General features: G+C 66.2%; 21 protein-coding genes. 6 read left to right on the forward strand and 15 right to left on the reverse strand.

Annotated elements, in window-relative coordinates; genetic code table 11:
- The first annotated feature begins 1 nt into the window (after nucleotide 1).
- Both YH64_RS15180 and YH64_RS15185 read left to right on the forward strand, forming a co-directional pair.
- The gene (locus tag YH64_RS15180; RefSeq protein ID WP_082134494.1) at nucleotides 2–565 is read left to right on the forward strand and encodes a TRAP transporter small permease; all 564 of its coding nucleotides are present in this window, start codon (nucleotides 2–4) and stop codon (nucleotides 563–565) included.
- Nucleotides 556–1,839, forward strand: coding sequence for a TRAP transporter large permease (locus YH64_RS15185; RefSeq protein ID WP_046805069.1), 1,284 nt, complete (start codon nucleotides 556–558; stop codon nucleotides 1,837–1,839). The genes YH64_RS15180 and YH64_RS15185 overlap by 10 nt, the downstream gene beginning before the upstream one ends.
- Here YH64_RS15185 and YH64_RS15190 read toward each other — a convergent pair.
- The 5 genes from YH64_RS15190 to YH64_RS15210 form a co-directional block, all read right to left on the reverse strand.
- The gene (locus tag YH64_RS15190) at nucleotides 1,791–2,612 is read right to left on the reverse strand and encodes a phosphatase PAP2 family protein (protein ID WP_046805070.1); all 822 of its coding nucleotides are present in this window, start codon (nucleotides 2,610–2,612) and stop codon (nucleotides 1,791–1,793) included. The two genes, YH64_RS15185 and YH64_RS15190, sit on opposite strands and share 49 nt — an antisense overlap.
- A gap of 72 nt (nucleotides 2,613–2,684) precedes the next feature.
- Complete coding sequence (locus YH64_RS15195) at nucleotides 2,685–4,028, reverse strand: HAMP domain-containing sensor histidine kinase (protein WP_143215397.1); 1,344 nt, start codon at nucleotides 4,026–4,028, stop codon at nucleotides 2,685–2,687.
- Nucleotides 4,025–4,738, reverse strand: coding sequence for a response regulator transcription factor (locus YH64_RS15200; protein WP_046805072.1), 714 nt, complete (start codon nucleotides 4,736–4,738; stop codon nucleotides 4,025–4,027). Before YH64_RS15200 ends, YH64_RS15195 begins: the two co-directional genes overlap by 4 nt.
- 49 nt (nucleotides 4,739–4,787) lie before the next feature.
- Nucleotides 4,788–6,203 (reverse strand): FAD-binding oxidoreductase, encoded by a 1,416-nt coding sequence (locus tag YH64_RS15205; RefSeq protein ID WP_046805073.1) that lies wholly within the window; start codon nucleotides 6,201–6,203, stop codon nucleotides 4,788–4,790.
- A gap of 97 nt (nucleotides 6,204–6,300) precedes the next feature.
- Nucleotides 6,301–6,930, reverse strand: a complete 630-nt coding sequence (locus tag YH64_RS15210; RefSeq protein ID WP_046805074.1) for a BPTD_3102 family carboxylase-like protein — start codon at nucleotides 6,928–6,930, stop codon at nucleotides 6,301–6,303.
- Between the two features lie 321 nt (nucleotides 6,931–7,251).
- Here YH64_RS15210 and YH64_RS15215 point away from each other — a divergent pair, with 321 nt between their 5' ends.
- Nucleotides 7,252–8,646, forward strand: coding sequence for a phosphomannomutase/phosphoglucomutase (locus YH64_RS15215; RefSeq protein ID WP_046805075.1), 1,395 nt, complete (start codon nucleotides 7,252–7,254; stop codon nucleotides 8,644–8,646).
- Between the two features lie 8 nt (nucleotides 8,647–8,654).
- Nucleotides 8,655–10,208 (forward strand): glucose-6-phosphate isomerase, encoded by a 1,554-nt coding sequence (gene pgi / locus YH64_RS15220; RefSeq protein WP_046805076.1) that lies wholly within the window; start codon nucleotides 8,655–8,657, stop codon nucleotides 10,206–10,208.
- 94 nt (nucleotides 10,209–10,302) lie between these two features.
- Here pgi and YH64_RS15225 read toward each other — a convergent pair whose 3' ends face one another.
- The 10 genes from YH64_RS15225 to coq7 form a co-directional block, all read right to left on the reverse strand.
- A complete protein-coding gene (locus YH64_RS15225; RefSeq protein ID WP_046805077.1) occupies nucleotides 10,303–11,445 on the reverse strand; it encodes a glycosyltransferase family 4 protein in 1,143 nt (380 codons plus the stop codon).
- Nucleotides 11,442–12,599, reverse strand: coding sequence for a glycosyltransferase (locus YH64_RS15230; protein WP_046805078.1), 1,158 nt, complete (start codon nucleotides 12,597–12,599; stop codon nucleotides 11,442–11,444). The genes YH64_RS15225 and YH64_RS15230 overlap by 4 nt, the downstream gene beginning before the upstream one ends.
- The gene (locus tag YH64_RS15235; RefSeq protein ID WP_046805079.1) at nucleotides 12,596–13,711 is read right to left on the reverse strand and encodes a glycosyltransferase family 4 protein; all 1,116 of its coding nucleotides are present in this window, start codon (nucleotides 13,709–13,711) and stop codon (nucleotides 12,596–12,598) included. The genes YH64_RS15230 and YH64_RS15235 overlap by 4 nt, the downstream gene beginning before the upstream one ends.
- A 3-nt stretch (nucleotides 13,712–13,714) precedes the next feature.
- Complete coding sequence (asnB, locus tag YH64_RS15240) at nucleotides 13,715–15,646, reverse strand: asparagine synthase (glutamine-hydrolyzing) (RefSeq protein WP_046805080.1); 1,932 nt, start codon at nucleotides 15,644–15,646, stop codon at nucleotides 13,715–13,717.
- Nucleotides 15,647–15,690: 44 nt separating this feature from the next.
- On the reverse strand, nucleotides 15,691–16,833 hold the full coding sequence (locus YH64_RS15245; protein WP_046805081.1) for a glycosyltransferase family 4 protein: 1,143 nt from the start codon (nucleotides 16,831–16,833) through the stop codon (nucleotides 15,691–15,693).
- Nucleotides 16,834–18,183 carry a murein biosynthesis integral membrane protein MurJ gene (gene murJ, locus YH64_RS15250; RefSeq protein WP_046805082.1) on the reverse strand — a complete coding sequence of 450 codons (1,350 nt, stop codon included), beginning with the start codon at nucleotides 18,181–18,183 and terminating at the stop codon, nucleotides 16,834–16,836.
- A 1-nt stretch (nucleotide 18,184) separates the two neighbouring features.
- Entirely contained in the window at nucleotides 18,185–19,210 is a 1,026-nt protein-coding gene (locus YH64_RS15255; RefSeq protein ID WP_046805083.1) for an SDR family oxidoreductase, read from the reverse strand.
- A gap of 10 nt (nucleotides 19,211–19,220) precedes the next feature.
- Nucleotides 19,221–20,498 (reverse strand): Vi polysaccharide biosynthesis UDP-N-acetylglucosamine C-6 dehydrogenase TviB, encoded by a 1,278-nt coding sequence (gene tviB / locus YH64_RS15260; protein WP_120156990.1) that lies wholly within the window; start codon nucleotides 20,496–20,498, stop codon nucleotides 19,221–19,223.
- A gap of 99 nt (nucleotides 20,499–20,597) precedes the next feature.
- Nucleotides 20,598–21,704, reverse strand: coding sequence for a glycosyltransferase (locus YH64_RS15265; RefSeq protein WP_046805084.1), 1,107 nt, complete (start codon nucleotides 21,702–21,704; stop codon nucleotides 20,598–20,600).
- A gap of 754 nt (nucleotides 21,705–22,458) precedes the next feature.
- Entirely contained in the window at nucleotides 22,459–23,136 is a 678-nt protein-coding gene (gene coq7 / locus YH64_RS15270) for a 2-polyprenyl-3-methyl-6-methoxy-1,4-benzoquinone monooxygenase (protein ID WP_046805085.1), read from the reverse strand.
- A gap of 123 nt (nucleotides 23,137–23,259) precedes the next feature.
- On the opposite strand from coq7, the gene YH64_RS15275 reads away from it, so the two are divergent.
- Together YH64_RS15275 and YH64_RS15280 are read left to right on the forward strand one after the other, a co-directional pair.
- Nucleotides 23,260–23,703 (forward strand): OsmC family protein, encoded by a 444-nt coding sequence (locus YH64_RS15275; protein ID WP_046805086.1) that lies wholly within the window; start codon nucleotides 23,260–23,262, stop codon nucleotides 23,701–23,703.
- Between the two features lie 8 nt (nucleotides 23,704–23,711).
- Entirely contained in the window at nucleotides 23,712–24,683 is a 972-nt protein-coding gene (locus tag YH64_RS15280) for a thymidylate synthase (protein WP_046805087.1), read from the forward strand.
- Nucleotides 24,684–24,974 lie beyond the last annotated feature (291 nt).

The raw sequence follows: 24,974 nt of genomic DNA on the forward strand, positions 1-24,974 counted from the left end.
CATGTTGGCCACACCCACGAATGAAACCGGTGTAGCAGCGGTGGGCCGGGCGCAAGCCCTGGCCGGCCCGCTGGACGCCTACACGCGCGGCTGCGCCCTGCTGGCGCGAGCCTGCATGTGGACCAGCGTGTTCGGGCTGGTCTGCCTGATCATCGCGGTCAGCTTGCAGATCTTCGGCCGCCACGTGCTCAACAGCACGCCCACCTGGGCCGAAAGCCTGGCGCTGCTGCTGGTGCTGTACGTCACCATGCTGGGCGCGGCGGTTGGCGTGCGCGATGCGGGCCATATCGGCTTCGAGTCGCTGCTGGAAGCGCTGCCTGCCGGCGGGCAGCGGCGCTTGCGCATCTTCATCCACCTGCTGGTGCTGCTGTTCGGCGTGCTGATGGCCTGGAACTGCGGCGTGCTGGCGGAATCCGTACACGCCTACAAGATCCCCAACCTGGGCATCTCGAACGCCTGGAAGTACATCCCCGCAACCCTGTCGGGCACCTTGATCGCGCTCTTTTCGCTGGAGCACATCATCGCGATCCTGCGCAACCATAAGGTGGTACCGGCATGGCGCTGACACTGCTTTCGTTTACGTTCATGGGCTTTTTGGTGATCGGCGTGCCGGTGGCCTTCGCCATCGGCCTGTCGTCCATCACCGCGATCATGGTCGAGGACCTGCCGCTGGCCGTGGCGTTCCAGCAGATGACCTCGGGCATGAACGCGTTCTCGTTCCTGGCCATTCCCTTTTTCATCTTCACGGGCGAGCTGATGCTGTATGGCGGCATCGCCGACCGCATCGTCAACTTCGCCAAGTCGCTGGTGGGGCATGTGCGCGGCGGGCTGGGCATGTCCAACGTGGTGGCTTGCACGCTGTTCGGCGGCGTGTCGGGCTCGCCGGTGGCGGACGTGTCGGCCATGGGGTCGGTGATGATCCCGATGATGAAGCGCGAGGGCTATCACGCCGACTACGCGGTCAACGTCACCACGCACGCGGCGCTGGTGGGCGCGCTGATGCCGACCAGCCACAACATCATCATCTACACCCTGGCGGCGGGCGGCAAAGTATCCATTGCCGCGCTGATTGCCGCCGGTGTCGTGCCCGCGTTGATCCTGACGCTGTGCAACCTGGCCGCCGCGTATTTCGTGGCACGCAGCCGGGGCTATCCGGCGGGCACCTTCCCCGGCTGGCACATCGTGTTGCGCTCGCTGGTGGCCGCCACACCGGGGCTGTTCGTGGTGGTGCTGATCATCACCGGCATTCTCAGCGGCGTGTTCACCGCGACGGAATCGGCTGCGGTGGCGGTGTTGTACGCGTTGGCGCTGACGGTGTTCGTGTATCGCTCGTTGACCTGGGACCAGTTCGTGCGCGCGGCCAGCAAGGCGGTGAAGACGACGGGCGTGGTGTTGCTGCTGATCGGCATTTCGGCCACTTTCGGCTATCTGATCAGCTTTTACGGCGTGGCCGAAAAAACCGGCGAGTTGATGGCCTCGATATCGACCAGCCCGTGGGCCATCTTCCTGATGGTCAACATCATCCTGTTCGTGCTGGGCACGTTCCTGGACATGGCCGCCACCATCCTGATCTGCACGCCCATTTTCCTGCCGATCTGCATGCAGTACGGCATGGGGCCGGTTCAGTTCGGCATCGTCATGTTGCTGAACTGCGCGCTGGGCTTGAACACGCCGCCGGTGGGCACCACGCAGTTTGTGGGTTGCGCCATCGGCGGGGTATCGGTGGGGACGGTCATGCGAACGATCTGGCCGTTCTATGGCGCGCTGCTGGCCGCGCTGGCGCTGGTGACCTACGTGCCCGCGTTCTCGCTGTGGCTGCCGGGCGTATTGCTTAACTGATCGCGCGACAAGCGGGACGGGCCGGATGGACCGGGCCGTTCCGCATCGGCCCGGCCGCCGGCATGCCGCCTGACGATCAGCGGCATGAAGAACAGCGCGGCCAGAAACCACAGCAGGGTCGCCGACCACAGCGTCTGGCTCAGGAAATGCGCGCCCTGCAAAATGCGCACCACTGAAAACAGCACGCCGGCCGACACGCCCATCGCCAGGCCCCACCAACGCCATGCAGGCCGTTTCAGCGCCCAGCCGAAAAAGTACAGGGTCAACATTGAATACCCCGCGCCCGCATGGCCGCTGGGCAAGGCGCCGCCCGCCCTGGCGCGTACCCACGTCCACCAGTGCAGCGGATACGGCGTGTAGCCGCCCAACGTCTCCAGGTCGTAAGGACGCGGCAGCGTCGTGTGGTGCTTGAGTTGATTGACCAGTACCTGTCCGACCAGGCATGTGGCCGCCAGCGCCAGCGCGGCGCCGCGCCACTGTCGCCACGCCGGCACGCGAAAGCTGGCGGCGACCACACCGACAGCGGCCAGGGCCACGCCGATGGGCAGCACCAGCACCAGGCGATGGCCCAGCATTTCCAGCAATCGGTTGGTGTGTAGGGGGAAATCGTTCAGCACCGGGCTGAACAGCGCATGCGCAATGCGCAGATCCAGTCCCGACACGTTGGTCCACCAGGCGGCGGCCGCCAAGGCCAACGTCACGCCGATCAGTTGGCTGCACAAATACCAGGCAAGCGTGGGCGCACGCGCCGGGAACAGCGGTGGGGACGGCATGGTGGCAAGGACCAGGGGACGGTTCGGGGAATCGCTGAGGTTAGCGCCCCGAAGGTCGAATAATCGTCAAATTCAGGTCTGTGTTTGCGGCGCAACAGCGGTGGAATGCGCGTCGAACCGCAGCAGGAACCGGGTGCCGCGCGATGCCGGCTCGCGCGACGATTCCACGGTAAGCAGCCAGCCCTGCATGTCGCAGACGCGCTTGGCGATGGCCAGCCCCAGGCCGCGCGCCGTCTCGTGCTGGCCGGCGGCGACCGTGTCGCGCATGCGGCCGCTGTAATAGCGGCGGAACAGGAAAGGCAGGTCGTCCGGCGCGATGCCCTTGCCGTCGTCGCTCAGTTCCAGCACGTCAGGCGCGCGAAACGTGGCGGTCAGCGTAGCCGGCGCGGCATGCTCGACGGCGTTGCGCACCAAGTTGCGCAGCACCGTCAACAAGGCGTAGCGATCCAGTGTCAACACATGGCCGGAGGCAATCTGATTGTCGAAACGCAGCTCGGCCAGCGCGCCCTGCGCCTCGTAGCCGCGCCAGGCGTCCTGCATGCATTCGGCGATGTCGACGGGCGCGGGCGGAAGCAACTGATCGCGCGCCATGGCGCGGGCGCTTTCCAGGCACACGATCACGTCGTCGACGTTGTCCACTACGCGCGTCAGGCGCTCGCGTTGGTCGGCCGTCAACGCCTGGGTCAGCAGCATCAGCTCGCTGTCCGAGCGGATGGCGGCCAGCGGCGTGCGCACTTCGTGGCTGAGGTTGCCGGCGAATTCTCGCTCGCGCGCGATGGACCGGTCGACCTGGTTCTGCACGCGGTTAAAGGCTTCGATCAGGCGGCCGGCCTCGTCATCGCGGGTCACGGCCATGTCTGGCGCACCCGGCGCCCAGGTGGCCAGCCGGTCGGTCAGGTCCAGCAGCGGACCCACCGCCACCCCCGCCACGCGGCGCGACAAGGCGTACGCGCCCACGACGCAGATGGCGCCCACGCCCAGCACGATCAAGCCGAAATCATGGACGCGTTCTTCGTTGTCGGTGGCGTCGTACAGCAGGTACACCTTGCCCCGCCCCGTATCGGCCACCATCACGTGCCAGGTGTAGGCTTCCGGTTCGATCAGGTGCAGCCCGTTATCCAGTTCCAGCACTTCGTCGGGTATGCCGGCCGGGCGCTGCCCAGCCACGCTCATCCAGGCGCGCATCGACCCGCCCAGCTCGCGCACGCCGCCGCGCGGCAGGAAGTCGTCGCTGCTGCGCGCATGCTGCACCAGGCGGTCCATTTCGGTGTTCAGGATGTCGTTGACCAGGTCGTCTTCCATCTGGTCAAACGTCAGGTAGGCCAGCAGCGCCAGCGCCGTCACGAATAGCGCGACGGTGCCAGTCAGCGCCCACACCACGCGCTGGGTCAATGTGCCGCCCGTGGCGCGCGTCATGGACATATTCCGTTCAGCGTCAGACGCCAGCCAGTGCCGTGCAGCGTTTCGATGCCGTCAAAACCGGCGTCCGCCAACGCGCGGCGCAACAGGTGGACCTGGCTGCGCAACGCGTCCGACGACGGGGGTTCGTTGCCCCACAACAGCGATTCCAGTTCTTCGCGCGCGACCACGCGGCCGGGGTCCCGCATCAGCGCGTCCATGATCAGGCTGGCCTTGCGCGTCAGATGCACGGGCTGGCCGTTGACCAGCACGCCCCGGCTGCGCGTGTCGTACTTGAGCGGACCGAATTCGCGCACCGCGTCCACCGTCGCCCCCTTGGCGCGCTGGATCAGCGCCAGCAGGCGGGCTTCGACTTCAAGCAGCGCGAAAGGCTTGGTCAGGTAATCGTCGGCGCCATGGGAAAACCCCGCCAGCTTGTCTTCCAGGCTGTCGCGCGCGGTCAGCATCAGGACGGGCACGTCGGCGCGCATGTCGGTGCGCAGCGTGTGCAGCACCGCGTTCCCGTCCATGCCCGGCAGGCCGATGTCCAGGATCAGCGCATCGAAGCGCTGCGCCTTCAGGCGTTCCAGAGCAGCGTGGCCGGTGTAGGCCACGTCGGGCAGGAAGCCGCGCGCCTCCAGGAATGAATACAGGTTGCCGGCGATGATGTGATCGTCTTCAACGATCAACACCCGGTGATTTGCTCCCGCCGCGGGGCTGACTGCCATGTTGTGGGCTCCCTGTTCAGTAGATCGCAAGTGGCGGCGCAAGCGCGCGCTAGGCTTGCAGGACCTTACCCGGATTCATCAGCCCTTGCGGGTCCAGCGCGCGCTTGATGCGGCGCATCAGCGCAAGCTCTACCGGGCTTTTGTAGCGCGGCAATTCGTCGCGCTTGAGCTGCCCCACGCCGTGCTCGGCGCTGATGGAGCCCTGATGCGCATGCACGCTGTCATGCACCACGCCATAGATCTCGCTTTGCAAGGCCAGTAGCTCGGCTTCGGTCTGGCCGGGCGCATTGGCGACGTTGTAATGCAGGTTGCCATCGCCCAGATGGCCGAAGATGACGTGCCGCACGCCGGGAAAGCGCGCTTGCAGCAGCGCGTTGGTCTTGTGCACGAAGCCGGCGATGGACGAGATGGGAATGGACACGTCGTGCTTGACGGACTTGCCCAGCTCGGCTTCGGCCAGCGGGATGCTTTCGCGCAGGTGCCACAGCGCCCGGCTTTGCGCGACGTTGGCGGCAATGGCGGCGTCGTGGATCAAGCCGGCGTCGATGGCCTCGCCCAGCACGGCCTCGAAGCGTTCGCGCGCGTGGGCCTCGCTTTCGCTATCGGACAGTTCAAGCAGCGCGAACCACGGCGATTCGGCGGAGTCGCCTTCGAAGGGCAGGCGCTGTTGCGGGAACAGGCGCACCACGGCTTGCAGGCAGGCGTTGCTCATCAGTTCGAAACCCGTCAACGCGGCGCCAAAGCCAGCCCGCGCGCGGGACAGCACTTCAACCGCCTGGTCGATCGTGTCCAGGGTCAGCAGCGCGGTGCAGCTGGCAACGGGCCGGGGAAACAGTTTCAACGTGGCGGCGGTGATGATGCCCAGCGTGCCTTCGCTGCCGATGTACAGGTCGCGCAAGTCGTAGCCGGTGTTGTCTTTGCGCAGGCCACGCAGGCCGTGCCAGATTTCGCCTTCGGCCGTCACCACTTCCAGGCCCAGCGTCAGGTCGCGCGTATTGCCGTAGCGCAGCACCTGCGTGCCGCCGGCATTGGTGGCCAGGTTGCCGCCGATGGTGCAGCTGCCTTCGGCGGCCAGGCTCAGCGGAAACAGCCGGTTCGCGCCCGCGGCAGCCTCTTGTACGGCTTGCAGGATGCAGCCCGCTTCGACCGTGATGGTGTCGTTGTCGGTATCCACATTGCGCACTGCTGTCAGGCGGCCCGTGGACAGCACGACGGCGCGGCCGGTGTCGTCCGGCGTGGCGCCGCCGCACAGGCCGGTGTTGCCGCCCTGGGGCACCACCGGCACGCCGTGGCTCAGGCACAGCTTCACGGCGTCGGCCACTTCCTGAGTGGAGCCGGGCCGGATCACCGCCAGGGCCGACCCGCGATAACGGCGGCGCCAGTCCAGCACATAGGACGCGGCGTCCTCGCCGGTCAGCACATTCGTGAAACCCAGCAGGGACTGAAGATCGCTCAACAATGTCATAGGCGCCGCACAAGAAGGGGCCTGGGCGCGCCCAGGCACGGGTCTAGGGATGTGCGGGCTATTGTAGGGGTTCAAGGGCGCGGGCTGAAGCGCCGCGCTAGCCGACGGCCTGATCCAGACGCGTGCCCGTCAGGCCGGAACAATAGGCGCGCGAGGCGATGCGGTTCATGAGGAAGGCGCGGTCGGTGCCGGCCGGGCCGGGCATTTCAGACAACGCCCGGTAGGCGCGGCGCAATGCCTCGCCCCGCGTGTCGCCGCAGACCAGCAGGCGGGTGCAGGGCAAGCGGCGGTCGACGCAGCCGTCGATACGCATTTCAAGCGCATGCGCGCCAACGGCGTCCGGGCTGGCCACGATGGAGCCGGCATGCGGTTGCGCTTCGGCGCCAATCACGCGGAACACGCCGCTGCGGTCGTCCAGGGAAAATGCCACGGCGCCCATGCCTTGCCAGTTGCGGTCTCGGGCGACGTCGGCGGCAATGGTGCGCAACGCGGTTTCAATCGAAGACGGCAGATGTGGCGCCGGGCATTCGGCGATCAACACGCGGGCCTCGCGCCAGACGCAGCGTTCCCACGCGCGGCCGGCGACCATTTCGCCCGCCTCGGAAACAAATACATGGATATCAAGCCGGCGTTCACGGCCCGCGGCCGGCCCGGCGTAGTCCGTGGGAGGACCGCGCCGGCTGCTGGCGCCCCCCGATGACATCACAGTAGAAACTTTGGCACCCATGGCCTCTCCCGGTCTTTCTGCTTGCAGCGCAAGCGTATCACCTTCCCATGACAAGCAATTTGTGGGCCATGCCGCCGCAGCCCGTCGCAGATTCGAACCGACCCCGCCCGCGCACCGGATCAAAGCGGCACGCTACGTGCTACGCACCATTTCAGGGCGGGCGCCACCCTTAAGACGCCCTACTGCTCCCGTCGGATGAGGCGCATGCGCCGATGGGGGATAATTCACTTTTCTTGCTTAACCCGGTCGGGTTTTGATATACGGGTTTACCACTAGACCCATCAAAACCAGCGCTGCAACCTTCTTCTTCAAGGAATCGTCGTGGGCAACAACAACACGCAATTTCCCGCTTCCGTCTTCAAAGCGTATGACATTCGCGGCACTGTGCCGGACCTGATCGATGCAACGTTCGCCCGCGCGCTAGGCGTGGCGCTGGCCGCCCGCGCACGCGAAGAAGGCGTGCAGACCCTGGTGGTGGGCCGCGACGGCCGCCTCAGCAGCGAAATGCTGTCCGATGCCTTGCAGGAAGGCATGCTGGAAGGCGGGGTCGATACGCTGGATGTCGGCATGGTGCCCACGCCGCTGGTCTACTTCGCGGCCAACATCATGCAGACCGGTTCCGGCGTGGCCATCACCGGCAGCCACAACCCGCCCAAGTACAACGGTTTCAAGATGATGATGGGCGGCCGCGCGCTGTATGGCGACGAGGTACAGGCCTTGGGCGCCGCCATGAACGGCGCGGCCTCGGCCCCGGCTGAACGCGCCGGCGTGCGCCGCCAGCTGGACCTGGTCGCCGCCTACATCGCGCGCGTGGCCTCGGGCGTGAAGCTCGCCCGCCCCATGAAAATCGCCATCGACTGCGGCAACGGCGTGGCCGGCGCCGTGGCGCCGCAGCTGTTCCGCGCGCTGGGCTGCGAAGTGACCGAACTGTTCTGCGAGGTGGACGGCACGTTTCCCAACCACCACCCGGACCCGGCCGAACCCAAGAACCTGCAAGACCTGATCAAGTGCGTGGCCGAAACCGACTGCGAACTGGGCCTGGCCTTTGACGGTGACGGTGACCGCCTGGGCGTGGTCACAAAATCCGGACAGATCATCTGGCCGGACCGCCAGCTGGTGCTGTTCGCGCGCGACGTGCTGGACCGCAACCCCGGCGCCACCATCATTTACGACGTCAAGTGCAGCCGCCACGTGGGGCTGTCCGTGGAAGCCGCTGGCGGCGTTCCGCTGATGTGGAAGACGGGCCATTCCCTGGTCAAGGCCAAGTTGGCCGAGACCGGCGCGCCGCTGGCCGGCGAGATGAGCGGCCACATCTTCTTCAAGGAACGCTGGTACGGCTTTGACGACGGCCTGTACACCGGTGCGCGCCTGCTGGAAATCGTGTCGCGCCAGGCCGACGCCTGCGCGCCGCTGGAAGCGCTGCCGCAGGACGTATCCACGCCCGAGCTGAAGCTGGAAATGGAAGAAGGCCAACCCTTCGCCCTGGTCAAGGGTTTGCAGGACCACGGCCAGTTCCCCGACGCCCGCCGCGTGCTCACCATCGACGGCGTGCGCGCGGAATACGCCGACGGCTTCGGCCTGGCCCGCCCGTCCAACACCACGCCCGTTGTCGTGCTGCGTTTCGAGGCGGAAAACGCCGAGGCGCTGGCGCGCATCCAGGCCGACTTCCGACGCGAACTGGGCAAGCTCGCACCGGAAGCGACATTGCCGTTCTGATTGCGTCCATGTCGCTATCCAACAGCCCGGCCTGGCAACAATTCTCGGCAGCCGCCAAGGCCGCGCCCTTGCGCGGCGAGCAGCTCAGGGTCATCAACGCCCCGGGCCTGCGGCTGGACCTGAGCACCCAGCCGCATTCGCCGGCCTTGCACGCGGCGTCCGAGGCGCTTCTGGCGCAGCAGAACTTCGACGCCGCCCGCGCCTTGTTGTTCGACGGGGGTCACGCCAACTGGACCGAGCGCCGCGCGGCCTGGCATACCGCCCTGCGCGCGCCCAACCCGCCCGCCCCGGTGGCCAAGATGGTGCAGGCCGAACGCGACCGCTTGCGCGAATTTGTACGCGAAGCGGATCGTGCCGACCGCTACGGCTACGTGCTGCACCTGGGCATCGGCGGCAGCGACTGGGGGCCTCGCCTGGTGACGCGTGCCTTGCGCCATGGCGGCGCCCGGCGCGAAGTGCGATTCGCATCGAATGTGGATTCGCATTCCGTCGCCGACGCCATGAGCCGCCTGGACCCGCACGACACGCTGGTCATCGTCGCGTCCAAATCGTTCACCACGACCGAGCCGCTGGCCAACGCCGAAGTGGCCATGAACTGGCTGCGCGAAGCCGGCGTGGCAGACCCGATCAAGCAAGTGGTGGCGATTACCGCCAACGTGGAAGCCGCGCTGAACCTGGGCATCCTGCCCGACCACATCTTTCAGATCTGGGACTGGGTGGGCGGCCGTTATTCGTTGTGGTCCGCCATCGGCCTGCCCATCGCGCTGGCGCTGGGCAACGACGCGTTTGACCAGTTGCTGGCGGGCGCGGCGGCCATGGACGAACATTTCCGCACGGCGCCCCTGGCGGAGAACGCGCCGGTGCAGATGGCGCTGGCGGGCGTCGTCAACCGCAGCGTGCTGGGCTATGACTCGTTGGTGATCGCGCCGTACGATTCACGGCTGTATCACCTGGTGCCGTGGGCGCAGCAGTTGGAAATGGAGTCGCTGGGCAAGGTCGCAACGGCCGACGGCAGCCCCGTCGACGTGCCCACGGGGCCCGCGATCTGGGGCATGTCGGGCACCGACTGCCAGCACACGTTTTTCCAGTGGATGCACCAGGACGCGATGGGTGCGCCCGTGGATTTCATCTTGTGCGAACAGCCGGACCACGCCTACGCCCGCCATCACGAACTGCTGATTGCCAACTGCCTGGCGCAACGCTCGGCGCTGCTGCGCGGCAAATCCCTTGACGAGGCGCTGGCGGAAACGTCCGCCACCGAAAGTGATCCGGCGCGCGCGCGATGGCTCGCGCAACACCGCGTTCATCCTGGCGGGCGCCCGTCTACGCTGATCGTGTTGCCGCGCCTTGAGGCCTACACGCTGGGCGCGTTGCTGGCGATGTACGAACACAAGGTGTTCACGCAAGGCGTGATCTGGGGCATCAACCCGTTCGACCAGTGGGGTGTGGAATTCGGCAAGGCGCTGGCCAAGGGCATCATGCGCGAGCTGGATTCGCCGCAGCCCAGCCAGCAGGACCCGTCGACTCGCTTCTGGATCGACGCGATCGCGCGGCGGCAGTAGGCGGACAGCGCGGCAGCGCGGGACGCTGCCGGCGCTAGACATGGCACGGGCTGGGATTGCCGGATACTGGCCGCGCGTCGGTGGCGGCCTTGGGCTAGCCGCCAGCCGCGCGACGCCCCAGCGCGTCGTACAGCTCAACATGCACGCGCGCAACCTGACGGATATCGAACTCGCGTTCGGCCAGCTCGCGCCCCGCCGTGCCCATCGCTTGGCGCAGCACGGCATCGTCCGCCAAACGCGCGATGGCGTCCGCCAGCGATGCGGCATCGCGCACCGGCACCAGCAAGCCGGTCTTGCCGGGGTCGATGGCATCTCGGCAACCGGGCACGTCCGTCGTGACCACCGCGCGCCCGCAAGCCGCGGCTTCGATCAGCGATTTGGGCAGCCCTTCGCGATACGACGGCAGCACGGCGATATGGCTGGCGGCGTACAAATCAGCGATGTCCGAGCGCTCGCCCAACGCCTGCACCGCGCCTTCGCGCTGCCAGGCCTCCACCTCTTCTTGCGTGGCCGACGTGGGGTTGCCCGCGTCCACCCCGCCCACCAGCTGCATCGTGACGGGCACGCCGCGCTTGCGCAGCAGCGATGCCGCATCGACAAATTCACGCACGCCTTTGTCGCGCAACAAGCGCGCCACCATCGTGACCACGACGGGCGGCGACGGCGGTTCGGGCGACGCGCGATAGGCATCCAGGTCCACCCCCGCGCCACGGATCATGACGACCTGCTCGTCGCGCACCGCGCCCAGGGACTTGAGCAGGTCGCGATCATTGGCGTTCTGAAAAATCACGCGGCTGTTCGGATGGCCCAGCGCCACGCGGTACAGACGCGCCACCACGGCGCGCACCAGGCGCATCTTCAATGAGTTCGACAGGAACACGAAGCCCAGCCCGGAGATCGCCGCCACCATGCCCGGCACGCGGGCCAGCCGCGCGGCAATGCCGCCGTACAGCACCGGTTTGATCGTGACCAGGTGCACCACGTCCGGGCGCACGCGGCGAAACAGGCGCACCAGCGCGCGCAACGTGCCCAGTTCCTGCAAGGGATGCTTGCCGCTGCGCGTCATGGGGATGGCGTGATGCGTCATGCCCAGCGCCTGAATGTCGGCCACCGCCGGGCCATCCATCGTGGCCACGTGCACGTCATAGCCCGCCTGCTGCGCCGCCAGCGCCACCGGCACGCGGTGCGACATGAAAAACGCGGGGTTGTTGACCACAAACATCAGGCGGCGACTCATGCGTTGGCTCCAGAAATACGGCGCCATACGGCGATGTAACGTTGCACCATGCGTGCCAGATCAAAGTTTTCCAGCACGCGCGCGCGGCCGGCTTCCCCGGCGCGGCCCGTGCCTCGCGCGGCGACATCGCACAGCGCGGTTTCGATGCCCCGCGCCAGCGCTTCGGCTTGTTCGGGCGGCACGACGACGCCGGTGTCGGCAACGATGTAGGCGGCGTCGCCCACGTCGGTCACCACGCAATAGACGCCGCACGCCATGGCCTCGGCCACCACATTGGGAAAGCCTTCGGCGCAGCTGGACAGCACATGCAGGTCCAGCCCGTTCATCACGGCGGGCACGTCGTCGCTGGGGCCGGCCAAGATGAGGCGGTCGCGCAGGTTCAGCTTGTCGATCAAGGCAGCCAGTTCGGGGTTGTCGGGCGTCATGCCGCGTCCGACCAGCACGCAGCGCAAGCCGCCGTCACGCCCGTCGCGCACCAGCGCGGCCACGGCGCGCAGCAGGTTGGCGTGATCTTTCAACGGGTCCCAGCGGGCCACGCTGCCGATCACGGGCGCGTCTTCGGACAGGCCCCATTGCGCGCGCATGCGCGTGCGGGCCTGGGCGTCCGGCGCATAACGCGACAGGTCATAGCCATTGGAAATGACGACCATGCGGTCGCGCCGGTAGCCCTTTTCGGCATGGCGTTCGGCGGCGTTCTGCGCCGCGCACACGATGGCGCGCGGCACGCTGCCGGACAACAACGCGCAAGCGCGCAAGACGATGCGCGCCGACCGGCTGCTGCGTTCCAGGTGTTCGCCGGAATTGCGGATGCCCCAGGCAATGGCGCGCACGCCGGCCAGCCGCGCGGCCAGGCCACCGATCAGGTCGGCGTGATACATCCAGGTCTGCACAACGTCGGGACGCGTGTCGGCGATCAAGCGGCGCAGCGCCATGAAACCGCCCAGGCTGACGCGACCGCGCTTCATGCCCAAGGCATGCACCGCGACGCCGGCATCGCGCAGGCGCTGGCCGTAGATGCCTTCATCGGTCAAGGACACGACGGTGTGCGACACACCCGCTTCCGGGTACGTCGCCAGACGCAGCAGCACGGATTCCGCGCCGCCCTGACCCAGGCCGGTGATCACGTGCAGCACATGTAATGCCGGGGTGCTCATCGCCCCTCCCGCACCGCGTCGAACAGTTCGTCCCATTCCGACAGCACGCTGGAAAGCGCATAACGCTGGCGTACGGCGGACGCGCCGCGGTCGCCCAATTGCCGACGCAAGAGCGGGTCGCTCATGATGCGTTGCAAGGCGTCGCGCAAGGCATCGCGGTTGCCGGTGGGCACCAGCAAGGCGTCCTGCCCGTCGCGCGTCATTTCGCGCGGGCCGCTGGGGCAATCGAAGGCCACACACGGCAAGCCCAGCGACATGGCTTCCAGCAGCACGTTCGGAAACCCTTCCACCAGCGAGCTAAGCACGAAGGCCTGGCCACGCGCCAGTTCTTCCCACGGAGTTTCGGTACGGCCTGGCAGGCTGACCCGCGCTTGCAGGCCCAGCTTGGCAACCTGCGCTTCCAGCGCCGCGCGTTCCGGGCCTTCGCCCCAGATGCGCAGATTCCAATCGGGATGCGCTGGCGCTAACTGCGCGAACACGTCGATCAACAGATCGAAGCGCTTATCGGTCACCAGGCGGCCCATGGCCAGCAGTTCGCGTGGGCCGTCACCGTCGTGCTGCACCACGCGCGGTGCTTCAAGCAAGGGCGCGGGCAAGGGGTTGGGGATGACAGCCAGGCGCTTGATGCCCGGCACCTGGCGCGAGAACGGGCCGGCGGTGTCTTCGGCCTGCACCGTCACCATGTCGGCGCGCGGATACAGCAGCCGGCGCAGCCGGCGCCACACGGTGCCCGTCGTGGTCTCGGCCACGGGGTTGGTACGTTCGCAGACGATCAGGGGCACGCCCAGGCCCCGCGTGGCCAAAATGGCGGCCACGTTCACGTTGGTCAGGAATGACACGACCACATCGGGCTTGGTGTCGCGGATGTGTTTGCGCAGGGCCATCAAGCGCTTGAACGCCGCCATCGCGCCCGAGGCGCGGGTGCCGGCGATATCCGCCAGCCAGGCCAGCTGGACCTTGTCGGACAACGGATAAAAGCACGTGCCCTTGGACGAATAAGTGGGCGTCAACGTGACGGTATCCCCGCGTTCGGCCCATGCATTCACCAGCGTGGCGGCCACCCGTTCGGCGCCGCCCGCGTGCATGGAACTGACCAACATCAGAATTCTCATACGTCAACGACTCCCAATCGTTCCCCCTTGATCCGGTGCTGCACGATAACGATCCAGCCAGGCCTGCATCATCAACACGCCCCACAGGTGGCTGTCCCAGTTGCGGTGGCCCGAGGTGTGTTCACGCCATTTGCGCAGGATGGGCTCGGGTTCGAACCAGCCTTCCTGGCGCAGCCGCGCGGGGTCCAGCAACGCATCGGCCCATTCGCGCAAGGGGCCGCGCAACCAGGCGGCCAGCGGCACGGCAAAGCCGCGCTTGGGGCGGTCCACCAGCGCCTGCGGCACATGGCGATGCAGCACCTGGCGCAGCAGCCACTTGCCCGTGTTGCCGCGAACTTTGTATTGATGCGGCAGGCTCCAGGCAAATTCATACACGCGGTGATCGATCAGCGGCACGCGCGTTTCCAGGCTGACGGCCATGGCCGCGCGGTCAACCTTGACCAGGATGTCGTCCGGCAGATACGTGACCGTGTCCAGCTTCATCATGGCTTCGAAGGTTGACCCTTGCATGTCGCGCGCGAATTCCGACACGGGCTCCACGCCGCCCTTGACCACCTGCGACGGCTCCGGCCAGTACGACACGAAGTGGCGATAGAAATCCCCGCGCGAATCGGTGCGCAGCAGCTCGCCCAGCTTGCCGACCTTGCCACGCCAGGCGCCGCGCCCGGGAAGTTGGGCCGAGGCGGACAGCAGCGCGCCGGCCGGCTTGCGCAGCATTGCGGGCACACGCTCGCATTGTTGCCACCAGTTGTTCACGCGGAAATAGCGCGAGTAGCCGCCGAAGAGCTCGTCGCCGCCGTCGCCGGACAGCGCCACGGTGACGTGCTGGCGCGCCATCTTGGTGACCAGCGACGTCGGGATCTGCGAGGAATCCGCGAACGGTTCGTCGTACATATCGGCCAGCGACGGCACCACCGCCAACGCATCGTCGGCGGTCACGTAAAGCTCGGTGTGATCGGTGCCCAGGTGCGTGGCGACGGCCTTGGCGTGCTGCGCCTCGTCATAGCCTTTTTCGTGGAAACCGATGGCGAAGGTGCGCACGGGCTTGGCGCTTTGCGCCTGCATCAATGCCACGATGGTCGACGAATCGATGCCGCCCGACAGGAACGCGCCCAGGCTGACGTCTGACAGCATCTGGCCGCCGACCGCCTTGGACAGCACGCCTTCGAGCGCCTCGGCGGCTTCGGCATCGGTGCCGAAGGACAAGGGCGCGCGCGCCGCCGCGTCGGCGGCTTCACGGGCGGACCAGTACACGCGCGGTTCCGGCATGCGGCGGCTGCGAGTGTCGTCGGCGGTGAATTCGATCCACGTTCCGGGGGGCAGCTTATTGATGCCCTGGTAGATGGATTGCGGCGCGGGAATGTAGTTGTGGCGCATGTACGAAGCCAGCGCATTGCGATTCAGGTCGCGGCCGAATCCGGGGATGGGCATCAAGCCCTTCAACTCGGACGCAAACACCAGTTCGGCGCCCGAATAGCCGTAGTACAGCGGCTTTTCGCCCATGCGGTCGCGCGCCAGCATCAGCTTGCGCGATGCGCGATCCCACAGCGCGATGGCGAACATGCCAACCGCCGCTTGCAGCGTGGCTTCGATGCCCAGCGCGGTAAAACCGGCCAGCAGCGTTTCGGTATCGGAATGGCCGCGCCAGGTGGGCGCCAGTGCCGATTGCTCCAGCTGCTTGCGGATGTCCATATGGTTATAGACCTCGCCGTTGAACACCATCACGTAGCGGCCGCAAGCGGACGTCATGGGCTGGTGGCCGGCTTCGGTCAGGTCCAGGATGGCCAGGCGCACGTGGCCCAGCGCCACTTCGGCTTCCGGGTCTTCCCAGAAGCCGTTGCTGTCCGGCCCGCGATGGCGGATGCGGCGGCAGCTTTCGGCCAGCAACCGTTCCTTGTTCCCGATGGGGCCCCAAATTCCGACTATTCCACACATGATGAGGTTCTCGTGGTCACCGTAGCAACGGCGTGCCGCAGGGCCTAGCGGCCCGATTCGCGCACGCCGTCAAAAAGTTCTTTCCATTGCTGCAACACGCGCGCGGCCGAGAAACGGTCGCGCACATCGGTTGCCGCTTGCGCCATCCGCTGGCGCCTTGCGTCATTTTCCATGACTTCGGACAGCGCCTTGCACAGCGCCGGCACATCGCCGTTGGGCCGCACCAGCACGCCGTCGATGCCGTCGCGCACAATCTCGCGCGGGCCGGTATCGCAATCGAACGACACCGCCGCCAGGCCGCTGGCCATGGATTCCAGCAAGGTGTTGGACAGGCCTTCAAAGCGCGAAGTCAGCACGTACAGGTCGGCGCTGTCGTACCAGTCGCCCACGTTGCCGGCGCGGCCGGGCATCGAGATGCGCTGGCCCAGGCCCGCCTGGTCGATCTGTGCCTGCAACGCGCCGCGTTCATGGCCTTCGCCCAGGATAACCAGATCCCAGTCCGGATGCGACGGGGCCAGGGTGGCGTAGGCCTGGATCAACAGGTCGAAACCCTTGTCGGCGTGCAGACGGCCCACGGCCAGCAGACGCTTGCGATCAGGCGCCGCGTTGGGCGCCAGCATGGGCTCGGCACGCGGCAGCGGCCAATGCACCGGGTTGGGGATGACGGCCAGGCGCGAGCCCGGCACGTGGTGTTCGATCCAGTCGGCCGTGCCACGGGTCAATGCCACCACACGGGCGGCGCGCGGATAGGTCATGCGGCGCAGGCGCTGCCACAGGCCAGACAGCGTCTGCGACGGCGGATGGGTGTGTTCGGTGGCGATGACGCGGCAGCCCAGCCCCGAGGCGGCCAGCACCGACAGCACGGACGCCGTGGTCATCATGCCCAGCACGATGTCCGGCCGAAATGCCTTAATGACGCGGCGCAACGCGCGCACGCGCTGCACGTTGCTCCAGATGCCGCGCAGCCCGCCGCCCTCGCCCGCCGTGTTCAGCACTTCGCGGCGCACTTTGGGGTGCAGCGCGTAGACGTCGCCGTCGGCGTTGGCCTGCGTTACGACCATGACCTCGCGGCCCATGCCGGCCCAGTGCGCGCTCAGGTCGGCAGCAACCCGTTCAGCGCCCCCGCCATGCAGCGAATGGATAAACAGCAGCACGCGCAGCGCGCGGCCGGAGTCGGCTTGCGACATTCAATCGGCCTCCTTGGGTTCAGCCTTGCGCATCGCCACCACCAGGTAGCAGGCGAAGGACAGCACATACATGAGGCTGGTTGCCAGCATGATGCCGGCCGCGCCCATCTTGGGCGCCAGCACGGTGTTCAACACGGCCTTCAGCGCGAAGTTGGCCACGGCGATGGCGGCCATGATGCGGTAGCGATTCTGACTGGCCAGCAATTGCACCAGGATCAACACGCCAAAATAGAAAGGCAGTTGCAACAGGCCCCAACGCAAGACGTGCGCCACGGCCTCGGTGTTCTCGGCGGTGAAGGCGCCGCGCTGGAACAGCACGGACACGCCCCAGGGCGCCAGCACCCAGCCGATAGCCACGGCCACCGCGCCCGCGCCCACCATCAGCACGGACCATTTCAATGCCATGCTGCGCGCGCGGTCGGTATCGCCGCGCGCCTGCACATCGGCCAGCACGGGCAACGCGGCGCGCCCGACCGACACCGCGCCGATGCCCAGCAGCAGCGACAGCAGCCGGCTGGCGTAACCCAGCGTGGCGTTGGCGTTGGCGCCCAGGTTGGCGGCGGCGTATTGGTCCAGCGGGCCGACAAAGCTCATGGCCACCTGGCCGATCAGCATCACGCCGGCCGCGCCCATCAGTTCGGGCCAATGCGGCGAACGCAGCGTCAGGCGCGGCGCGCCCCAGAAGCCGCCATCGGCGCGCGCGGCCAGCCAGGCCAGCCAGACGGTCTGGATGGCGTAGCCCACCAAGGTGCCCCACAGCAGCGGGCCCACGCCGTCGGCGCTGACGGCCAGCATGACCCAGGCCAGCGTGGCCACGGCGGGCACGCTGTCCAGCAAGGTGTTGACGTGGCGCTCGTGCGCGCGCAGGCGCGCGGCACTGATGCCCGCGATCAGCAGCAAGGCGGACACCGGGGCGAAGGCCACCAGCAGGTCGCCCGTCATGCCGCGCACGCGCTCGGGCAAGCCCTTGCCCAAGGCGTCCACAACGTACGGCCAGGCAAACCAGGTGGCTATCGCCAGCGCGACACCGGCCGCGGCAACCCAGCCTTGCAGTTCTTTGATGAATTGGTCGCGCTCGGCATCATCCGCGCGGCGCAGTCGCACCAGCACGGGGATCAGCACCACTGACAGCACGCCCACGATGGTGACCGGCAGCCAGGTGGCCATGGTCATCGTGAATTGGTAGGCGTCCACGGCGTCGCTGACGCCGTAGCGGTACGCCACCGCCATCTCTTTGATGGCGCCGGCGGCCTTGCCCAGCAGAAGGAACACCGCCACCCGGAACGCGCCCTTGAAAATGCGCTGATGGTCCGGGTGGATGTTGCCGAGTTTGCGGACGAGTGCTTTCAAATCAACGCAGGAATTGCGTGTACCAGGGCATGGCCACTTCCAGGCCTTGCAGCACGGTGTGCGACGGCACGTAGCCCAGCAGACGGCCGGCCTTGCTGACGTCGGCCTGCGAATGGCGCACGTCGCCGGCGCGGAAGTCGGCGTAGACCGGCTTCTTGGCGTAGTTCACGTTCTGGTTGCCCAGCGCCGTGACCAGGAAGCCGAACAGGTCGTTCAAGGTGCTGCGGCCGCTGACGGCCACGTTGTAGACCTGGTTGCGCGCTTCGGGCGAGGCCATCGCGCCAAGCAGATTGGCCTGCACGGCGTTGTCGACGAAGCAGAAGTCGCGGCTGGTTTCGCCGTCGCCGTTGATGGTGACGTCTTCGCCCTTGATCATGGCGGCGGTCCACTTCGGGATCACGGCGGCGTACGCGCCGTCGGGGTCCTGGCGCTTGCCGAACACGTTGAAGTAGCGCAGGCCCACGGTCTCGAATCCGTACGAACGCGCGAACACGTCGGCGTACAGTTCGTTCACGTACTTGGTGACGGCGTAGGGCGACAGCGGCTTGCCGATGTTCTCTTCCACCTTCGGCAGGGCCGGATGGTCGCCGTAGGTGGAGCTGGAGGCCGCATAGACGAACGACTTCACGCCCGCGTCGCGCGCGGCGACCAGCATGTTCAGGAAGCCACCGATGTTCACTTCGTTGGTGGTGATCGGGTCTTTCAGCGAACGCGGCACCGAGCCCAAAGCGGCCTGGTGCAGGACGAAATCAACGCCTTCGGTCGCGCGCTGGCAGGCGGCCAGATCGCGGATGTCGCCTTCCACGAAGGAAAAACGCGCCCACTGTTCGGGCGACACCGAGTCGCGCACTTCATCCAGATTGCGCTGGTGGCCGGTGGCGAAGTTGTCCAGGCCGGTCACGGTCTGGTTCAGCTTGAGCAGCGTTTCCAACAGGTTCGAGCCGATGAAGCCGGCGCAGCCGGTCACCAGCCACTTGCGCGGCTGGGCGGCGAGTTCTTGCTTGATGGTTTCAAATCGCGTGGTCATAGCGGAATCCTTACAGACGCAGGTCGGATTCGGCGGGCGACAGCACGTACTTCAGGTCGTACAGCACGTGTTGCGGCTTGCCCAGCTTGCGGATGCCTTCGGCGCCCATGGCCTTGAACTGGTTGTGCGCCACCGCCAGGATCACGGCGTCGTACTTGCCTTCTTCAAGCTTGGCCACCGGGGTCAGGCCGTATTCGTGCACGGCTTCTTCCGGGTCGACCCACGGGTCGTAGACGTCCACTTCCACGTTGTAGTCGCGCAGTTCGCCAACGATGTCCACGATGCGGGTGTTGCGCAGGTCGGGGCAGTTTTCCTTGAAGGCCAGGCCCATGACCAGCACGCGCGCGCCTTGCACATGGATGCGCTGCTTGGTCATGCACTTGACCAGCTGCGACACCACGTAGCCGCCCATCGAATCGTTCAGGCGACGACCGGCAAGGATGATTTCGGGGTGGTAGCCGATGGACTGCGCCTTGTGGGTCAGGTAGTACGGGTCCACGCCGATGCAGTGGCCACCGACCAGGCCCGGGCGGAACGGCAGGAAGTTCCACTTGGTGCCGGCCGCTTGCAACACGGCTTCGGTGTCGATGCCCATCTTGTTGAAGATCAGGGCCAGTTCGTTGATCAGCGCGATGTTGACGTCGCGCTGCGTGTTCTCGATCACCTTGGCGGCTTCGGCCACGCGGATGCTGGAGGCCTTGTGCGTGCCGGCGGTGATGATCTGCTTGTACAGCTGGTCGACCAGTTCGGCGACTTCGGGCGTCGAGCCGGACGTGACTTTCTTGATGGTGCTGACGCGGTGATCCTTGTCGCCCGGGTTGATGCGTTCGGGGCTGTAGCCGGCGTAGAAGTCCACGTTGAACTTCAGGCCCGACACGCGTTCCAGCACGGGCACGCAGTCTTCCTCGGTGGCGCCGGGGTACACGGTGGATTCGTAGATGACGATGTCGCCGCGCTTGAGCACGGCGCCAATCGTTTCGCTGGCCTTGACCAGCGGGGTCAGGTCGGGCTGCTTGTATTCGTCGATGGGCGTGGGCACCGTCACGATGAACACGTTCGCCTTGCCCAGTTCGGCGCGGTCGGCGGTGTAGGTCAGCTGAGCGGCTTCGGCCAACTCTTCGTCGCTGACTTCCAACGTGTGGTCGTGGCCGGCCTTCAAAGCGTCGATACGGCGCGTGTTGATATCGAACCCGATGACCGAGCGCTTCTTGCCGAACTCCACCGCCAAGGGCAGGCCAACATAGCCCAGGCCCACGACGGCAAGTTTCACATCCTGAATTTGCAACATAACTCTCCCTTCACCGTAGAACGTTTACGGCATCTTAAATATGGTCGGGTGATCGATGACTAACGAGCCCCCGGCGGTGATCGCCGGGGCGCTCAACTCTTAATCCGAGGTCTTCAAAACGGACGGCAGCAGCAGCCAGCCGGGGCGGCGCCACGACACCAGGCGCGCATACAGCCAGACATAGACGCTGGCGAACACCAGCAGGCTGGCGCCCAGCGCCCACGCGTTGTCCCACCAGATGGTGGCCGGCACCAGGCCGATCAGCGCCAGCACCCACATGTAGGGCGACGCCATCGCGTTGCACAGCGCCGGCACGGCATGGCGGCGACCACGGCTGAAGGTCACGCGGACCAGGCGGCGGAACACCAGTTGGTGCAAGTGCAGCGCATCCGGCTGGTCGACCGGCACGCCGCGCTTGAAGCGGCGACGCCAGATCGAAAAACCGGTTTCGAAGACGGGGTAGAACAACACGGCAAGCGCGTAGAACGGCGACACCGACGGATTGCGCACCACCAGCAACACGGCCAGCTCAGCCAGCATGAAGCCCAGGAAGTACGCCCCGCCGTCGCCCAGGAAGACGCGGCCGAACGGAAAATTCCAGACCAGGAAACCCAGTGTGGCGGATGCCAATGCGGCGGCGATCATGAAGATGGGCACGTCGCCCACTTGCAAGGCCACCAGGCTGATCGACACCGCCATCAGCGTGGCGACCATGCCGGCCAGGCCGTTCATGCCGTCAACGATGTTCAGCGCATGGGTACAGCCGCCCACGGCAAACATGGTGAACAACAGCGATACGGGCCAGTACGACAGCACGTAGTCCACAGGCGCCATGCCGACACGGCTGACGCCGCCCAGCAGCCACCAGGCAATCGCCGCCGACAGGAAAGCCGCCAGCAAACGCTTGCTGGCGCCGATGTCTTTCGTGATGTCTTCCAGCAGGCCCGCGACGAACACGGGCAGCGCGGCAACGAACAAGGCGGGCCACAGCCACGTCAGGGTCATGTTGGCCGGGCCAAGCACCAGCAGGCCCAGCAGCGTGCCGGCCAGAACGGCCAGGCCGCCAACGCGGGGCGTGGCGCGGGAATGGTTCGCTTGTGGTTTATTGAGGTCGCTGTCGCCGGTGAAGCGGCCATGCCAGCGCTCCGACCACACGATGAGTCCCCCCACCATGAACGCGACCACGCAGATATACAGCCAGGTCACTGGATCACCTTTGGTTGGTCTATCGAGACAGGCCCGCCATTATGGGAGGCAGGTGTAACGCCCATATATGTGAGGGATAAGGAAGTGCAATTCACGGGCACGAAACGTAACGCCCCTGCCGGGGCCGTTCGTGCGCGCAGAAGTACGGATTTCATGCTGGCGATTGTAGAGCTTTCCGCCTTGGCGCATACGAAATATCCAAGGGAAAACACGGACGCGTCCATAGGGAGGATGGCCGGGCTTGCCGCGCGGGCCGGGTCGCAAATGTCAATAAATAGGGACGGATTATTTCCAGGCAAAAAAAAGCCCGAGATCGTGAGATCTCGGGCTAAATCCACCAAAGGAGGAGGGTGGAGGAGACAACCGTGGCATGTTGGGAGCTGGCTTTCTGCTCGCTGCGCTGTCGGGGTTTTGCACCGCGCCGACTGCGTTTCAACATCCGATGAATGAATAGTACCGAGGTTTTTTGTGCGATGCAAGAATTTTTTTGATCTCTTTAAAAGGTCAAATTCGACGTTGCATTTTCGCCGCAAATTTCGCGACCGCCGCCTGGAGAGCCATAGCTGGCAACGACTTGGTCCAAAAAAGGGTTTTTGCCGAACGGGTAAACCCCTTGCGGATTTACCCTTGGCGGTTCCGGGTAATCCCACCCCGCAAACCGCACCAATTCAGTGCGCCGCGCACCACGATGCGGCCAAATTGGCGCAGTGCAACATTTCCTTAAAGACCCTTAAAGATCGATTCGGGCCGGCATTCAGATCCAGTACGCCGTGGTGGTCATCACCTTGGACATCGCCCGCATGGCCGTCTTTACAGGCCCCGGCAGCGGTACGCCCCCTGCCCGCTCGGCGCTGGCGCGGTGCTCGGCCTCGTCGTCTTTCATCTTTCGGACGACCTCGCGCGAGCGTTCGTCTTGCACCGGCAAGGTGCGTAAATGTTCGTCCAAATGGGCCTCGACCTGTTTTTCGGTCTCGGCCATGAAGCCTAGATTGCGGGGCACGCCGGCGTAGCTGGCCAACACGCCCAATGCAAAAGAACCGGCATACCAGACCGGGTTCAGCAGGCTGGGCCGGCTGTTTAGCTCGGTCAGCCGTTCGTTGCACCAGACCAGATGGTCGACTTCCTCGGCGGCGGCATTGAGCAGCAGCGCGCGGGGGCCGGGTTCGCGGCAGACCGAGGCCTGGCCGCGGTACAGCGCCTGGGCGCAGATTTCGCCCACGTGGTTCACGCGCATCAGGCCGGCGGCGTGGCGCTTGTCCTGCTCGGACAGCGCGCCCGGCGCGTCGGGCGTCGTGGCCGGATATGGCCGGCCTGCCGTGGCGCTGTTGGACAGCACGCGCAATGCGCGGTCGGCCTCGGCCAGCAAGGCATCCAGCGGGCCGATGCGGCGGCGAATGGAAACGGGTCCGGATTGAGACAAAGCAGTGGACATGGGCGGCTCCTGGGCAAACTGGCGCCACACACCCCTGATGCGGGGCGGGGCTCTCATGCCTGGAATTGTACGCAACAGGTATCATCGACCATTGACTGCGCTCAATGCGGAAGGACACTCAAAATGGAATGCACGATTGACTGGGGCGGCCCCAACGGCATGCTCTTTACCGCCAGCACCGGCAGCGGCCACGTGGCCGTAATGGACGGCGCCGTGGACGGCGGCGGACACAACCTGGCGCCGCGCCCGATGGAAATGCTGCTGGCTGGCACCGGCGGCTGCACGGCGTACGACGTGGTGCTGATCCTGAAGCGCGGCCGCCACGCCGTCACCGGATGCAGCGTCAAGCTTCAGGCCGAACGCGCCGAGTCCGACCCGAAGGTCTTTACCCGCATCCATTTCGCCTTCACCGTCACGGGCCGCAACCTGCCGCAGGCCGCCGTGGAGCGCGCCGTGCAGTTGTCGCACGAAAAATACTGCTCGGCTTCGGCCATGCTTGAAAAGACCGCGGCGCTGACCTTCTCGGTCGACATCGTCGACACCCAGGAAGCGCCGGCCGCCGCCTGAGAACCGCCATGAAACAATATCTAGACCTCGTTCAATCCATCCTGGACACCGGCTCGTGGCAGGAGAACCGAACGGGTATCCGCACGATCAGCATGCCGGGCGCCTCGCTGCGCTTTGACCTGCAGCAGGGCTTTCCCGCCGTCACCACCAAGAAACTGGCCTTCAAGTCCGCCATCGGCGAAATGGTTGGCTTTTTGCGCGCCTCGCGCAGCGCGGCCGAATTCCGCGAGCTGGGCTGCAAGGTCTGGGATCAGAACGCCAACGAAAACAGCCAATGGCTGGCCAACCCGTACCGCGAAGGCCCGGACGACCTGGGCCCGGTCTATGGCGTGCAATGGCGCCAGTGGCCCGCCTACAAGCTGCTGGATGCCGGCAACAATGGCCAGCTTGAAGACGCGCTGTCCCGCGGCTACACCAAGGTGGCCGACCTGCAGGAAGGCGGCGTGGACAAGGTGCTGCTATATAAAGCAGTCGACCAGCTGCGCCAGTGCCTGGACACCATCCACGAACGCCCGGGCGACCGCCGCATCCTGTTCCACGGCTGGAACTGGGCGCAGATCGAAGAAATGGCGCTGCCGCCCTGCCATCTGCTCTACCAATTCCTGCCCAACGCCACCACCCGCGAGATCTCGCTGTGCCTGTACATTCGGTCCAATGACGTGGGCCTGGGCACGCCGTTCAACCTGACCGAAGGCGCGGCGCTGCTGCACCTGGTGGGTCGTCTGACGGGTTACAAGCCGCGCTGGTTCACGTATTTCATTGGCGACGCCCACATCTACGAGAACCACCTGCCGATGCTGCGCGAGCAGCTCACGCGCGAACCCTTTGAATCGCCCCAGCTGGTGTTGTCGGACCGCATTCCCGACTTTGCCGTCACCGGCCGCTACGAACCCGAGTGGCTGGAAAAGGTCGAGCCCGGCGACTTTTCATTGTCCGGCTACACGCATCACGCTCCCCTGACCGCGCCCATGGCCGTGTAGGAAAGCCCCCCGGGGCCGCCCCTTCGTCGGCCTCGGGCGCCCGCGATCAGCGGCCATAAGTGAAGATTGGTGAGCTTCTGGAAGCGCGATTTCGGTATAACCCATCCCTTAGCCTCGGACGCGCGTCCGGCACTACGCGCGCATCCAGGAGTTCGACCGGCCCATGCCGCGCCGAGCCCGCCGCCTGTCGCCGATCCCGCGACGTGCCCGGCAGCGCCGACCGCAGGCATTGCTTGCCCCTTCCCCCTTCCCGACAAGAGAGTACGAAAATCGCCAGCGTCGACAGCAGCA

Source organism: Achromobacter sp. LC458 (assembly GCF_001005835.2).
In the GTDB taxonomy this organism is placed as follows: Bacteria; Pseudomonadota; Gammaproteobacteria; order Burkholderiales; family Burkholderiaceae_B; genus Achromobacter; species Achromobacter spanius_B.

What these genes read in the sequence shown, in the direction of transcription:
- YH64_RS15180 (WP_082134494.1), top strand. Translation starts at nt 2, where the DNA reads ATGTTGGCCACACCCACGAATGAAACCGGTGTAGCAGCGGTGGGCCGG.
- YH64_RS15185 (WP_046805069.1), top strand. Translation starts at nt 556, where the DNA reads ATGGCGCTGACACTGCTTTCGTTTACGTTCATGGGCTTTTTGGTGATC.
- YH64_RS15190 (WP_046805070.1), bottom strand. Translation starts at nt 2,612, where the DNA reads ATGCCGTCCCCACCGCTGTTCCCGGCGCGTGCGCCCACGCTTGCCTGG.
- YH64_RS15195 (WP_143215397.1), bottom strand. Translation starts at nt 4,028, where the DNA reads ATGACGCGCGCCACGGGCGGCACATTGACCCAGCGCGTGGTGTGGGCG.
- YH64_RS15200 (WP_046805072.1), bottom strand. Translation starts at nt 4,738, where the DNA reads ATGGCAGTCAGCCCCGCGGCGGGAGCAAATCACCGGGTGTTGATCGTT.
- YH64_RS15205 (WP_046805073.1), bottom strand. Translation starts at nt 6,203, where the DNA reads ATGACATTGTTGAGCGATCTTCAGTCCCTGCTGGGTTTCACGAATGTG.
- YH64_RS15210 (WP_046805074.1), bottom strand. Translation starts at nt 6,930, where the DNA reads ATGGGTGCCAAAGTTTCTACTGTGATGTCATCGGGGGGCGCCAGCAGC.
- pgi (WP_046805076.1), top strand. Translation starts at nt 8,655, where the DNA reads ATGTCGCTATCCAACAGCCCGGCCTGGCAACAATTCTCGGCAGCCGCC.
- YH64_RS15225 (WP_046805077.1), bottom strand. Translation starts at nt 11,445, where the DNA reads ATGAGTCGCCGCCTGATGTTTGTGGTCAACAACCCCGCGTTTTTCATG.
- YH64_RS15230 (WP_046805078.1), bottom strand. Translation starts at nt 12,599, where the DNA reads ATGAGCACCCCGGCATTACATGTGCTGCACGTGATCACCGGCCTGGGT.
- YH64_RS15235 (WP_046805079.1), bottom strand. Translation starts at nt 13,711, where the DNA reads ATGAGAATTCTGATGTTGGTCAGTTCCATGCACGCGGGCGGCGCCGAA.
- asnB (WP_046805080.1), bottom strand. Translation starts at nt 15,646, where the DNA reads ATGTGTGGAATAGTCGGAATTTGGGGCCCCATCGGGAACAAGGAACGG.
- YH64_RS15245 (WP_046805081.1), bottom strand. Translation starts at nt 16,833, where the DNA reads ATGTCGCAAGCCGACTCCGGCCGCGCGCTGCGCGTGCTGCTGTTTATC.
- YH64_RS15255 (WP_046805083.1), bottom strand. Translation starts at nt 19,210, where the DNA reads ATGACCACGCGATTTGAAACCATCAAGCAAGAACTCGCCGCCCAGCCG.
- tviB (WP_120156990.1), bottom strand. Translation starts at nt 20,498, where the DNA reads ATGTTGCAAATTCAGGATGTGAAACTTGCCGTCGTGGGCCTGGGCTAT.
- coq7 (WP_046805085.1), bottom strand. Translation starts at nt 23,136, where the DNA reads ATGTCCACTGCTTTGTCTCAATCCGGACCCGTTTCCATTCGCCGCCGC.
- YH64_RS15275 (WP_046805086.1), top strand. Translation starts at nt 23,260, where the DNA reads ATGGAATGCACGATTGACTGGGGCGGCCCCAACGGCATGCTCTTTACC.
- YH64_RS15280 (WP_046805087.1), top strand. Translation starts at nt 23,712, where the DNA reads ATGAAACAATATCTAGACCTCGTTCAATCCATCCTGGACACCGGCTCG.